Source organism: Nonomuraea sp. NPDC047897 (assembly GCF_043204415.1).
GTDB lineage: Bacteria > Actinomycetota > Actinomycetes > Streptosporangiales > Streptosporangiaceae > Nonomuraea.
The window spans coordinates 404,194-416,706 of record NZ_JBIDCC010000004.1; the positions used below are offsets into that span (position 1 = coordinate 404,194).

At 72.6% G+C, this 12,513-nt stretch carries 14 protein-coding genes; 4 read left to right on the top strand and 10 right to left on the bottom strand.

Annotated elements, in window-relative coordinates:
* Positions 1-48: 48 nt before the first annotated feature.
* From ACGF0J_RS11910 to ACGF0J_RS11945, 8 genes are all read right to left on the bottom strand, one after another.
* Positions 49-525: a hypothetical protein gene (locus ACGF0J_RS11910; RefSeq protein ID WP_393144693.1), complete on the bottom strand. Its 477-nt coding sequence runs from the start codon at positions 523-525 to the stop codon at positions 49-51.
* A 159-nt stretch (positions 526-684) separates the two neighbouring features.
* Entirely contained in the window at positions 685-1,656 is a 972-nt protein-coding gene (locus tag ACGF0J_RS11915; RefSeq protein WP_393144695.1) for a ketopantoate reductase family protein, read from the bottom strand.
* A gap of 50 nt (positions 1,657-1,706) precedes the next feature.
* Positions 1,707-2,432, bottom strand: a complete 726-nt coding sequence (locus tag ACGF0J_RS11920) for a glycosyltransferase family 2 protein (protein ID WP_393144697.1) — start codon at positions 2,430-2,432, stop codon at positions 1,707-1,709.
* 234 nt (positions 2,433-2,666) lie between these two features.
* Positions 2,667-3,200, bottom strand: coding sequence for an AAA family ATPase (locus ACGF0J_RS11925; protein ID WP_393144699.1), 534 nt, complete (start codon positions 3,198-3,200; stop codon positions 2,667-2,669).
* A 3-nt stretch (positions 3,201-3,203) separates the two neighbouring features.
* Positions 3,204-4,832: a lysine--tRNA ligase gene (gene lysS, locus ACGF0J_RS11930; protein ID WP_393144701.1), complete on the bottom strand. Its 1,629-nt coding sequence runs from the start codon at positions 4,830-4,832 to the stop codon at positions 3,204-3,206.
* A complete protein-coding gene (locus ACGF0J_RS11935) occupies positions 4,829-6,004 on the bottom strand; it encodes a PP2C family protein-serine/threonine phosphatase (protein ID WP_393144703.1) in 1,176 nt (391 codons plus the stop codon). Before ACGF0J_RS11935 ends, lysS begins: the two co-directional genes overlap by 4 nt.
* A 4-nt stretch (positions 6,005-6,008) precedes the next feature.
* Positions 6,009-6,800: an alpha/beta fold hydrolase gene (locus ACGF0J_RS11940; RefSeq protein WP_393144705.1), complete on the bottom strand. Its 792-nt coding sequence runs from the start codon at positions 6,798-6,800 to the stop codon at positions 6,009-6,011.
* 208 nt (positions 6,801-7,008) lie between these two features.
* On the bottom strand, positions 7,009-7,941 hold the full coding sequence (locus ACGF0J_RS11945; protein ID WP_393144707.1) for an NADP-dependent oxidoreductase: 933 nt from the start codon (positions 7,939-7,941) through the stop codon (positions 7,009-7,011).
* A 123-nt stretch (positions 7,942-8,064) separates the two neighbouring features.
* On the opposite strand from ACGF0J_RS11945, the gene ACGF0J_RS11950 reads away from it, so the two are divergent.
* Positions 8,065-8,508 carry a winged helix-turn-helix transcriptional regulator gene (locus tag ACGF0J_RS11950; protein WP_393144709.1) on the top strand — a complete coding sequence of 148 codons (444 nt, stop codon included), beginning with the start codon at positions 8,065-8,067 and terminating at the stop codon, positions 8,506-8,508.
* Positions 8,509-8,551: 43 nt separating this feature from the next.
* On the opposite strand, the gene ACGF0J_RS11955 is transcribed toward ACGF0J_RS11950, so the two are convergent.
* Positions 8,552-9,148 carry a helix-turn-helix domain-containing protein gene (locus ACGF0J_RS11955; RefSeq protein WP_393144711.1) on the bottom strand — a complete coding sequence of 199 codons (597 nt, stop codon included), beginning with the start codon at positions 9,146-9,148 and terminating at the stop codon, positions 8,552-8,554.
* An 87-nt stretch (positions 9,149-9,235) separates the two neighbouring features.
* Between ACGF0J_RS11955 and ACGF0J_RS11960 the strand changes: the two genes are divergently transcribed.
* Complete coding sequence (locus ACGF0J_RS11960) at positions 9,236-9,862, top strand: class I SAM-dependent methyltransferase (protein ID WP_393144713.1); 627 nt, start codon at positions 9,236-9,238, stop codon at positions 9,860-9,862.
* A 7-nt stretch (positions 9,863-9,869) separates the two neighbouring features.
* Here ACGF0J_RS11960 and ACGF0J_RS11965 read toward each other — a convergent pair whose 3' ends face one another.
* Positions 9,870-10,595 (bottom strand): SDR family NAD(P)-dependent oxidoreductase, encoded by a 726-nt coding sequence (locus ACGF0J_RS11965; RefSeq protein WP_393144715.1) that lies wholly within the window; start codon positions 10,593-10,595, stop codon positions 9,870-9,872.
* 47 nt (positions 10,596-10,642) lie between these two features.
* Here ACGF0J_RS11965 and ACGF0J_RS11970 point away from each other — a divergent pair, with 47 nt between their 5' ends.
* Both ACGF0J_RS11970 and ACGF0J_RS11975 read left to right on the top strand, forming a co-directional pair.
* The gene (locus ACGF0J_RS11970; protein WP_393144717.1) at positions 10,643-11,194 is read left to right on the top strand and encodes a MarR family winged helix-turn-helix transcriptional regulator; all 552 of its coding nucleotides are present in this window, start codon (positions 10,643-10,645) and stop codon (positions 11,192-11,194) included.
* Positions 11,195-11,333: 139 nt separating this feature from the next.
* A complete protein-coding gene (locus ACGF0J_RS11975) occupies positions 11,334-12,512 on the top strand; it encodes an acyltransferase family protein (protein ID WP_393144719.1) in 1,179 nt (392 codons plus the stop codon).
* The last annotated feature ends 1 nt before the right edge of the window (position 12,513 follow it).

Here is a 12,513-nt window from a genome sequence, read left to right on the forward strand (position 1 = left end):
CGCCGGATCGTTCCGCGTCGGTCTGGCCTGCGCCGCATGGGGCCGCCGCTACCGCCTGGTGTCCTCGGAGCCGCGGGAGACCAGCCGGTCGCCCGTGGCCTGCCGGGGGACGGCGTGCGGGGCCGTGGTCCGCTGTGAGGCGCGCTCACGCTCGGCGCGCTCCTCGGCGGCGGTCCGCCGGCGCTCCTCGGCCTGCTGCTGGGCCTGCTGCTCGGCGGCCCGCTCGCGTTCGAGGCGGCGCTCCAGCTCGCGCTTCTCGTCCTCCAGCCGGGCGACCTTGTGCGACGCCTCGGCCTTGGCGCTGAGCAGCCGGCGGCGTCGCCGGGCCGCGTGGCGCGAGCCCGCGACCATCAGGGCGATGCCGGCGAACAGCACCGCCGCCGTGACGGCGCCGGCCGCGAACATCTCGACGTGGTTGGGCGTGAACAGGTAGCCGAACACGTTGTACGTGGTGCTGTCCTCGGCGGCGACCCAGGCGATGGCTCCGCCGGCGAGCAGGACCAGCAGTAGTCCTAAGAAGATCATCCAACTCACCCCTTGTCGTCAGTGCGTCACTCCACTGCCCACGCTCCGGGCCGGTATGCCGCCACGACGCCTATCCGGTAGGGGTTCCAGGTCATCCCGGCGCCGCGCGCCGGCCGAGCCCGCTGTCCGGCGCCGCGATCACCGCCGGTGCGCTCGGCCTCAGCGGGACAGCGCCGCGGACCGCTCGTCGATCAGCGTGGCCAGCCGCTCCACCGGCATCGACCCGGGCGGCAGCTTCTCGCGGGCGAACCGGCCGGCCTCACGCTGAAGCACCTCGTTCACCGGGGTGGGGATGCCGTACTCGCGGCCGAGCAGGACGATCTCGCCGTTGAGGTAGTCAGCCTCGATGGAGCCGCTGCCCCGGGCCAGGCTCTGCCACGACGAGCCGCCGCCGCGCGAGACGCCGTCGATCGGCAGGACGTCGACCTGGTGGCCCCGGGCGTCGCGCTCCTCCTGCGGGGACGAGTAGGGGATGCCTGCCTCCTCCAGCACGGCGGTGCCCTCGGCCCTGGCCCGCTCGTGGAGGGTTTCGAAGCCGGGGGCGCGCTCGCAGAGCGCCTCGATCGCGTTGCCGAGGTTGCCGAGCAGCTTGCCGTACTTCCACCGCATCACGTCGGGGACGGCCGGTGCGACGAGCCCGCTCTTGGTCAGGTCGGCGGCAATCTGCCGGGCACGGTCGTCCACACCCTGGGGATAGCGGCCGACGTGCAGCATCCCGGAGTGTGGATGGCCGTAGGCGGCTACCGTGCCGGGCTCCAGGTGCAGGGCGGGCAGCCACACGCACATGCCGTACACCTCGGCGAACCTGCGCAGCGCGGTCCGTTCGTTGTCGACGCCGTTCTGCGCGCACACGACGGGCAGGTGGCCGGGCCAGGGATCGAGCGCCGTGATCGTGTCCTGCGACTTGGTGGCCAGGATCAGCACGTCGTCGTCGCCGGGCGTGACGGGGCCGTCGGCGACGGGGACGGGGAGGGTCTCGGTGGCGTGCGGGGTGACGAGCCGGAGGCCGCCGGCCCGCAACGCCTCGTAGTGGGCGCCGCGGGCGATCAGCAGCACCTCGTGTCCCCCTTGGAAGAGGCGGGCCCCGATGGTGCCGCCGACCGCTCCGGCCCCGATCACGATGTAGCGCATGACCTGAGGATGTCACCGACGGCCGCCCGGGCACGATGCCGGGTGGCGCCCTACTTGGCGAGTGCCACCTGCGTCTGCGGGGTGGCGGCTCCGCGGAAGCGCTCGCGGAAGATCGTCTTCAGCACCCGCCAGCCGTCGCGCACCGCGTGCAGGTTGCTCTCGCCGTGGATGCGGGTGCGCTCGTGGCTGGGCACCTCGCTGATGGCGAGCCCGGCCTGGGCGGCGCGGACGTTCATCAGCGTCTCGATCTCGAAACCGTCGCAGTCGAGCGCCATCGCGTCGAGGTGGCGGGCCCAGAAGGCGTTGTAGCCGTAGCACAGGTCGGTGTACCGGGTGCCGTAGAGCAGGTTGGTCAGCCCGGTCAGGACCACGTTGCCGAGGGAGCGCACCCGGCTGATGTCGTCGGAGCCGCCGCCCGGGGCGTAGCGGGAGCCCTTGGCGAAGTCGGCGCCCTCCAGCAGGGCTCGGACGAAGGAGTGGATCTCCCGGCCGTCGGTGGAGCCGTCGGCGTCGATCATGACGATGATGTCGCCGCGGGCCGCGGCGAAACCCTCGATCAGCGCGTTGCCCTTGCCGCGCCCGGTCTGCGTGACGACCCGGAGGTCGGGCCGCAGCCTGCGGGCGACGGCCACGGTGTCATCGGTGGAGTTGCCGTCGACGAGGACGACCTCGTCGATCCACGCGGGCAACGTGGCGAAGACGTGCGGCAGGTTGTCGGCTTCGTTCATCGCGGGGACGACGACAGTGACGCTGGCGGCGAACGGCTCCATGTTCATGCTCAGAAGATGACCTGCCGCACCTGCAACTGACTTGACTTCGTCTTGCAGAGATCGATGATCTATATCCGGCCGGCCGAAGCACCTGGTCAGCGAAGGTTTCGGGCGTGAGCAAGACTCCTTGACCCGGCGCGGTGAATATGGGGTCCTGGCGCAGCGGCGGCAGCCGGCCGGTGACCCGCTCCACGGCCGCGCGCGGGCCGAGCAGGCTCACGGCGTCGGACCCCGGGCCCGTCAGCCGGTCGTCACCCGCGCCTCGTCGGCGCGGGCCAGGATCTCGTCCACCGTCTCGGCGGGCGTCTGCGCGGACGTGTCGAGCCAGAGGCCGAGACGCGGGGTGTTCCGCCTGAGTGCCCGGTCCAGCTCGGCCACCGTCCAGGCGCCGTAGCCGCTCTTCGGCCGCTCCCGCTCGCGCCGCTCCACCGTGGCGGCGTCCGGCGCGAGCACGACGACCAGCAGCGGGCGGCTGCGGACCAGCCCGGCGAACCTCTCCAGCTCCGCGCCGAGCACCACGTCCTGCACGACCGGGGTGAACCCCTCCGCGAAGTAGAGGTCGGCGGTCATCGCCGCGATGCGATGGCGCAGCCGGAGCTGCCGGAGAGCCTCCTGCTCGCCCTCCGGCGTCATGGCCGCGCCGCCGTTGACGATCATGCGGCGGAACGCGTCGCCCCGGACGTGCGCGGACCGGGGCAGCCGCTCGGCCAGCGCCTGGGCGACCGTCGACTTGCCCGCCGCCATGATCCCGGTGACGAGGAAGACAGCGCGCACGACCTACCGGCCCACCAGCTTGCGCACCCGGTCGGCGCCGACGGCCAGCAGCAGCGTCGGCAGCCGCGGCCCGGTCTCGCGCCCCACGAGCAGCCGGTAGAGCAGCGCGAAGAAGGCCCGCTGCGCCGCCTTCACCTCGGGCGTCGGCCGGGCGTCGGCGGCCAGCCCGGCCCGCAGCTTCGGCACCCCGTACACCAGCGTGGTCAGGCCGTCGAGCGACCAGTGCTCGTCGAGGCCGTCGGCCAGCAGCCGCAGCGCCTCGCGCTCGTCCTCGCCGAGCGAGCCGAGCAGCTCGTCGTCGGGCGCATCGCGCACGCGGGTGCGCTGGTCGGCGGGAAGCTGCGTGTCCACCCAGCGCTGCGCACGGTCGAGCCTCGGCCGCGCCTCCTCCAGCGAGGCGACCGCGTCGAGATCGCCCAGGATGCGCAGCGTCTGCTCGGCGTCGCCGGTCGTGACGTCCACGATCGAGGCCAGCGTCCGGTACGGCAGCGCCCGCTCCGTGCCGGCGAGCGGCCCGTCGGCCGTACGGGTCGCCCGCTCGTAGGCGGCCAGCTCGGCCGGCTGGGCCGTGCCCCCGGCGACCTTGCGGCCCAGCGCGTCCCACTCGTCGTAGAGCCGGTGGATCTCCTGGTCGAAGGCCACCTTGAACGACTGGGACGGCTTGCGCCTGGCGTACAGCCAGCGCAGCACCGGCGCCTCCATGATCTCCAGGGCGTCGGCCGGGGTCGGCACGTCGCCCTTGGAGCTGCTCATCTTGGCCATCCCGGTGATGCCGACGAAGGCGTACATGGGGCCGATCGGCTGCTCGCCGCCGAACACCTCGCGCACGATCCGCTCGCCGACCACCCACGCCGAGCCCGGCGAGTGGTGGTCCACGCCCGACGGCTCGAACACCACCCCCTCGTACGCCCAGCGCATCGGCCAGTCGACCTTCCACACCAGCTTGCCGCGGTCGTGCTCGGCCAGCCGCACGGTCTCGCCGAAGCCGCAGGCGCAGGTGTAGGCCAGCTCGGTGGTGTCGTCGTCGTAGGCGGTGACCGTGGTCGAGTCGCGCTCGCACAGCTCGCAGTAGGGCCGGTAGGGGAAGTACGGCTTCGCCTGCGGGGCGTCGCCGGCCTGCTTGGTGCGGTACTGCGCGAGGACGGCGTCGATCCGCTCGCGTTCGCGCATGGCCAGCAGGATCTGCTGCCGGTAGGCGCCGGAGGTGTACTGCTCGGTCTGGCTGATGGCGCGGTAGGCGACGCCCAGCTCCCGCAGCGCGGCGGTCATCGGGGCCTTGAAGTGCTCGGCCCAGGTGCGATGGGCGCTGCCGGGCGGCGCGGGCACGGACGTCAGCGGCTTGCCGATGTGCTCCGCCCACGACGGGTCCACCCCGGCGGGCACCTTGCGGAACCGGTCGTAGTCGTCCCACGACAGCAGGTGCACGCAGTCGAGGCCGCGCCGCCGGATCTCGTCGGCCACCAGGTGCGGGGTCAGCACCTCGCGCAGGTTGCCCAGGTGGATCGGCCCGGACGGGCTCAGCCCGGACGCGCAGACGATGGGTTTGCCCGGAGCCCGGCGTTCCGCGTCGGCGATCACGTCGTCGGCGAACCTGGCGACCCAGTCCGAATCCACACTGTCTGCTGCCCTCATCGCGCCATTGTGGCGGTTCCGGAGCGCTCGGGCGAACGTGACGCCCCATCGGCCGGCCCGGCCTTGACGACGACGACGGCCACGTCGTCGCTGAGGACGTCCGACTGGAAGGCCGAGACCTCCGCGACGAGACGCGCGGCGATGCCGGCCGCGTTCTCCTCGCGGGCGGCGAGCAGCACCCGTTCCATCCGCCGCTCGCCGAACAGCTCCCGGCCGCGCTGCGCCTCGATCACGCCGTCGGTGTAGAAGACGACCGCCTCGCCCGGCAGGACGTCCACGGCGGCGTCGACCAGGTGCGGCTTCGGCAGCACGCCCAGCAGCGTCCCGGGGACGCCGATCCGGCGCGGGCCCGAGGGGGTGAGGTGCACCGGCGGCGGGTGGCCGCCCAGCGCGAGCGTCACCCGGCAGCCGTCGGCGGAGATCGCCACCTGCGCCTGGACGGCCGTGAGGAAGCGCTCGGAGCGCTGGTCGATGACGGCCTGGTTCAGCACGGCCAGCAGCGCCGACGGGGTGTTCGCGCGCGCCGAGGCGGCGCGCAGGGTGTAGCGGGCCAGGCTCGTCACCACGGCTGCCTGCACGCCCTTGCCCTCCACGTCGCCGAGGACCACGGCCCAGCCGCCGGCCGTCTCGTACACGTCGTAGAAGTCGCCGCCGACCTCGTCGCCGCGTCCGGCGGGCCGGTAGACGCCGGCCAGGTCGATGCCCGCGATGTCGGGCATGGCGGGCGGGACGAAGCTCGTCTGCAGCACCCGGGCCAGCTCGTGGGCCTCCTGCCGCGACTGCTCGGCCTCCTGCCGCGCCCGCAGCAGCTCGCGTTCGTAGCCGCGCCGGTCCGTCGCCGCGAAGACGCAGATCCACACAGCGTCGCCCTTCGTCACGGCGTTCAGCAGCGCGGGCAGCCGGCCGCCGGCCGGGCGGCGGAAGTCCACCGCGATCTCCCGCGCGGTGGACTGCAGGGCGAGCAGCGGGGCGAAGTGCGTCTCGTAGAAGATCCGGTCACCCACGACGAGCAGGTCCTGGACCCGTACGCGACCGACCAGGTCTTCGGCACGGTGCCCGGTCAGCTCGCAGAAGGTGCGGTTGGCCCGCCGCAGCGTGCCGTCGGACCCGGTGACCAGGAAACCGCACGGCGCGTCCTCGAACAGCTCCTCGAACTCGCCGGTCAGGTCCATGGGATCACAGGAACGCCCGGATCGCCGCGATCGTCTCCTCGGGGGCGCTGAGGTTGGGACAGTGGCCGGTGGCGCGCATCATCACCAGCTCGCTGCCGGGCATCGCCGCGTGGACGTAGCGGCCGACCGGCTCGGGCGCGATCACATCGTTCGCGCACTGCAGGATCAGCGCGGGGGTCTGGCATTTCGCCAGGTCGGCCCGGTTGTCGGACAGGAACGTCACCTGGGCGAACCGTCGGGCGATCTGTGGGTCGGTGCGGCAGAAGCTGTTGGTCAGCTCCTCGCCGAGCTCCGGCCGGTCGGGGTTGCCCATGATGGCCGGCGCCATCTCGCTGGACCAGCCGAGGTAGTTGCTGTCGAGGGATTCGAGCAGTTCGTCGATGTCCTGGGCGCTGAATCCGCCCGTGTAGCCGTCGTCGTCGATGTAGCGCGGTGACGGCCCGACGAGCACCAGCTTGCCGAACCTGTCCGGTTCGGCGTTGGCGGCCAGCACGCCGATCAGCGCGCTCACGGAGTGGCCGACGAAGACGACGTCGGTGAGGTCCAGTTCGTGGCAGATGTCCAGGACGTCCTGCGTGTAGCCGTCGAGCCGGGAGTAGCGCTCGGGGGAGTAGGCCGACAGGTCGGAGCGGCCCGCGCCGACGTAGTCGAAGAGCACGACCTGATGGTCCTCCTCGAAGGCCGGAGCGACCAGGCGCCACATGTTCTGGTCGCAACCGAATCCGTGGGCGAACATCATCGGCCTGCCGCCCGGTCGTCCGGAGACGTTGACGTGGTTGCGCACCCTCACAGTCATCCCCTTGAGGATATCCGGGCACTTCCCCTCAGCCGCCTCAAACAACGGGCAAGCGTCCGCAATACGCCGAAGTCGGGCAAGGGCCGACGCGCCGGCAGCACAGCCGCAGGAGGCCACGGCGACGGCCGGCGCCCACAAGGCCACCGGCACCGCCCGGAGGGCACCGGCACCGCCCGGAGGTCACCGGCGCGGCGCGCCGTCGCCGGGGTCAGGGCTTGAGCACGTAGCGACCGCGCACGCCGCCCTTGGCCATGGCCCGGTGGGCGTCGGCGACCTGGTCCAGCGGCACGACCGCGTGCACCCTGGCCGGCAGTTCACCAGACGCGGCGCGGGCGAGCAAGCCGCTCAGCCGGGGGCCGTCGGAGTGGGTCTCCACGACGGCCACAGTGATCCCCCGCTCAGCGGCCGGCACGGCGTTCGGCCGGACGCCGACGAACGCGCCGCCGTCGCGTACCAGGGCGAGACCCCGCTCCTGCAGTGCCGCACAGTCGGCGACCGCGTCCCAACCCGGCTCGGCGTGAGCGGTGAAGCCGACGCCGAGCCCGCGGACGAACTCCTCGTCCTCGGCCCTGGCCAGGCCGGTCACCTGCCAGCCGCGGTCGGGCGCGAGCGCGGCGACGTAGCCCCCGACCGCGCCCGCCGCGCCCGTCACCAGGAGCCGGTTGCCGCCGGTCGGCGCATCGCCGAGCAGGTCGAGCAACTGGGCGGCGGCCAGCCCGTTGAGCGGCACCGTCGAGGCCGCCGCCAGGTCCAGTCCGTCAGGAACGACGGAGAGATCTGCGGCCGGCACGACGAGCTGCTCGGCGTAGGTGCCGAAGTCGCGGTCGAAGCCCACCACCACGCCGGCAACCCGGGTGCCGACCGTCATGGGCACGCCGGGGCCGGCGGCGAGGACGGTGCCGGCGAACTCCCAGCCCAGGCCGGTGCGCTCCGGCTGGTCGATCAACCCCGCGGCGTGGAAGAAGCCGCCCGCGACCCCGAGGTCGACGGGATTGACCGGTGCGGCGGCGATCCCGACCCGGACCTCGCCGGGCCCGGGCTCGACGACGGGAACCTCGATGACCTCGATCGAGTCAGGCCCGCTCGGGGTGCGGACAACGGCCGTTCGGAAGGTGGCGGGACGGGAGGTGGCGACGTTCACGGTTTCGCTCCTTGGGGCTTGTGCTCGGCGGTTGCCTTGCACCACTGTGGGACCGGTAACTCCCCAACAGGAAGTAGGCACTTCGGAGTGCGTAGGTAACCTCTCGGTAGGAAGGAGCGGTCGATGCCGACGACGACGGCGGCCCAGAAGCGGGCACAGGCGCGGGCGGATTACGACGCGTTCCTGGCGGGCTGCCCCAGCCGGCAGCTACTCGCCCGGATCTCCGACAAGTGGATCGCGCTGATCCTGGCCGCCCTCGGCGGCGACGGCCCGCATCCCTCCGGGGCCGAGAGCGCCGTCGAGCCGCGGGCGATGCGCTACTCCGAGTTGTCCCGCCGGCTGGCCGGGGTCAGCCAGAAGATGCTCACCCAGACGCTGCGCTCCCTCGAACGCGACGGCCTGGTCACCCGCACCGTGACGCCGACCGTGCCCGTCACCGTCAGCTACGAGCTGACAGACCTCGGTCTCTCGCTCCACCACCTGATGCGCGGCGTCAAGGAGTGGGCCGAGACGCACATGAACGAAGTGCTCGCCAACCGCGAGGAGTACGACACCCGCACCGCCTGAACACCGGCGACCAGCGCCGGCCCGGGAAAACCCGACCCGCCTCTCAACTCCCGCCGTGCGGCGGACGAGGGTCGGCGCGTACGTGCAGACGCAACCCCTGCAGGCCGAACAGGATGAGAAGCTCGACCGCGCCGCCATCGGCGCTGCCCAGCCAGTGCGGCAGGGACGTGTCGAACTCGGCCGCCTCACCGGGCGGCAACGTCAGGTCACGCTCGCCGAGTACGAGTCGCAACCGGCCGTTGAGCACGTACAGCCATTCGAAGCCTTCGTGCGTCTGCGGGGTCGGTTCGAGCGGTTGCGGCCGGGCGGGGATGATCATCTTGAACGCGTGCACCCCGCCCGGCCGCCGGGACAGGGGTATGAAGGTCATCCCGAACCGTTCGATCGGCTTGAGGTGTATGCGGGGGTCGCCGGTGCGCGGCGCTCCGACGAGATCGTCCAGCGGCACGTCGTAGGTGCGGGCCAGCGGCAGCAGCAGCTCCAGGGTCGCCCGGCGCTGCCCGCTCTCCAGCCGGGACAGGGTGCTCTCCGACACGCCGGTCGTCGCCGCGAGCGCGGCGAGGGTGATGCCGCGGTCGCGGCGCAGCGCGCGAAGTCGTGGCCCCACCGCGTCGAGCACGTCGTCCGTTTCGCGATCCACACGTCCATCTTGCCAGAACAGCAAGATTCTGTGCCAGATTGTGCGGCCGCTGGCAAGACTGGGCGCACACCGGCAGAAGGAGCCCCGATGAGCACCACTGATGCGGTCACGTTCTGGGACGACGTCTACGCGGCCCGACCGGCGACCATCGACCCGCAGCCGAACGCGCGCCTCACCGAGACGACGACGAGCCTGCCGCCCGGCCACGCGTTGGACCTCGGATGCGGCGACGGCGGCGACGCGCTGTGGCTCGCCGGCCAGGGGTGGCACGTCACCGCCGTCGACATCTCGGCCGTGGCGGTCGGGCGGCTCGCCGCCCTCGCCCGGTCACGCGGCCTGGACGACCGCGTCGTCGCCGTGCGCCACGACCTGCACGAGTCCTTCCCGCAGGGCATGTTCGACCTGATCTGCGCCCACTACCTGCACACCCCCCACGACCTGGACAGGACAGCCGTCCTGCGCTCCGCCGCGCGCGCACTGCGCCCGGGCGGGCGGCTGCTGGTCGTGGACCACGGCTCGACCGCGCCGTGGTCGTGGAACCAGGACCCCGGCGTCCGGTATCCGAGCCCACGGGAGGTCGCCACGGGAATCGACCTGGACCCGGCGGCCTGGACGGTCGAGCGGGCCGACACGCCCCGCCGGAACGCGACCGGGCCGGGCGGGCGCACCGCCGAGGTCACCGACCACGTCCTCCTCATCCGGCGCACCGCCTGACCGGTGCTCAGCCGCCCAGGTGCGCGCCGCCGTTGACGTGGACGACCTGGCCGGTGATGTGCCCGGCTTCGGGGGAGGCCAGGAACGCGATGGTGGCGGCGACGTCGGTCACCCGCCCGGCGCGTCCCGTGGCGGTCTGGCTGATCAGCGTGGCGCGGCGCTCCGAGGTGAGCGCGTCGCCGAAGAACTCGGTCTCCTCGACCAGCCCGGGCGCCACCACGTTGGCGGTGACGCCGCGTCCGCCCACCTGGAACGCCAGTTCGGCGTTCCACGCGACGACCCCCGCCTTGGCGGCGCCGTAGCCCGCGGCGCCCGTGGCGGCGGCGATCGACCCGAGCGTGATGACCCGTCCGCCGTCGGCGAACCGCGGCGTGAGCGCCGTCGTCACCAGTACGGCGCTGACCAGGTTGGCCTCCAGGTTCGCCAGCCACGCGTCCCGGACCCCGGTCAGGGTCTGGGGAGGGGGACCGGTGAGATCGGGGTTGCCTCCCGCGTTGTTGACCAGGACGTCGACCCGTTCGGGGAGACTCGCCAGCGCGGCCTCGATCTCGTCGGGGTCCGTGGCGTCGAACGGGACGGCGCGGACCTGCGGTCCCAGATCGGCCGCCGCGGCGTCCAGGACGTCCTTGCGGCGGCCGGTGATGACCACCTCCAGGCCGTCGGCGGCCAGGGCGGCCGCGGTGGCCCGTCCGATCCCGGTTCCGCCGCCGGTGACCACAGCCGTGCGCGTCATGTTGCCTCCTTGTTTAGGCCTCAACATCTCTTCGTAGACTAGGTACTGTGACAAACCATGGCAAACCGGATGCCGTTGACGAGATCCAACTGGCCTGGGCTCGCGAGCGCCCCGGCACCCCCGCCGAGTCGATCGGGATCATCACGCGGGTGTGGCGGGCCGCCAAGCTGCTCGGCGACGAACGCCGTCGCACGCTGGCGCGGCTCGCCATCGACGGCGCCACCCTCGACCTGCTGTCCACGCTGCGGCGCAACGGCCGCCCGTACACCATGACGCCGGCCGAGCTGCGCGCGTCGTGCCTGGTGACGGCGGGTGCCATCAGCCAGCGCGTCGCCCGCGCCGAGCAGGCGGGGCTGGTGAGCACCACGCGAGGGCCGCGCGGACGCACCCGAACGGTGTCCCTGTCCGAAGCCGGGCACCGGCTCGTCGAGGACACCGTCGACGCCCTGCTGACCTACGAGAACTCCCTCGTCGACCACCTCGGCGAGCGCGAACGCGAGGAACTGACCGCCCTGCTCCGCAAACTGCTGGACGGCCTGGTCGAACGGCTCGGCGCCGAGGAACGCCCCGGCCAGGTGGGCGACGAAGACCACGGCTGACGGCGCGCCGCCGGTCACAGCACCACGGGCCGCCCATGGTCCCGGCCAGGCACCACCTCCCACCGTCGGCCAGAGGCCGGACGGGGCAGCAGGAGCATGAACGGCGCGTTCCTTTGGGCGCTTCGGTACGTTTGGCCGCATGTCGCTCGCCAACACCGCAGCGCCCGGGACGAGCCTGCCGGGCAGCCGCAGGCTCGCCTGGCTGGACGCGCTACGCGGCGTCGGCGCGCTCGCCGTCGTGGGCGAGCACCTGTTCACCTGGGCCATGCCCTGGCTCAGGCCCACGCAGGTCAACCTCGGCATGGCCGGCGTGCTCGTGTTCTTCCTCGTGAGCGGATACATCATCCCCACCTCGCTGGAGCGCGGCGGCGACGTGCGGGCGTTCTGGATCGGCCGGTTCTTCCGGCTCTACCCGCTCTATCTCGCCGTCCTGGCGTTGGTCCTGGCCTTGTCCTGGTGGATCCCCGTACGTCAGGAGGTGCCTCGGGACCCGTACGCGGCGGCGGCGCACGCCACGATGCTGCTGGACGTGGTCGGCGTCGGCGGCGTCCTCAACACCATGTGGACGCTGTCGTACGAGATGACCTTCTACCTGATGGTCGCCGCCCTGTTCGCCGGCGGCGTCCGGGCGGGCCGCGGCCTGATCGCGGTGCTGTTCGGCCTGGCCGCCCTCGTCGCCGGCGTCACCCTGTCCTCGGCGCCGCTGTCGGGCGGGTGGCCGGCGTGGGTCTCGCTCGTGGTGCTCGCCGCCGGTCTGGCCTGCGTGCTCGCGGGATGGTCGCGTACGCTCGCCTGCTTCGTGCTGGGTGTGATGGCGCTCGCGTTGCTCTTCCTGAGCAGCCGGGTGCCGTGGTTCGGGCTGGCGATGTCGGCGGTGATGTTCGCCGGGACCGCGATCCACCGGTGGGAGCGAGGCTCCGGCTCCTTGTGGCCCGTGGCTCTCACCGGACTGCTCGTGGCGCTCGCTCCGGTGTGGGCGATCAGCGCGGGCTGGTGGTGGGTGCAGCCCGCCGTGTGGATCAGCACGATCGTCCTCGCGGCCGCAACCTTCGCCGCCGGCATGGCCCTGCGCGACCGGCGCGTGCCGCCTCCCCTCACCTGGCTCGGGCGGATCAGCTACTCGCTCTATCTCGTGCACCTGCCGATCCTCCTGGTGATGATGCAGGTGCTGGGCGAGCGCCGCTGGTCGCCGCTGCCTCACCAGATCGGCACCAGCGTGGCCGTCCTGCTCGTGGTCCTGCCGGTGAGCTGGCTCACCTATCGCTTCATCGAACGGCCGACGCACGCGCTCGGCCGGCGCCTGGCCGGCAGGAGTTGAG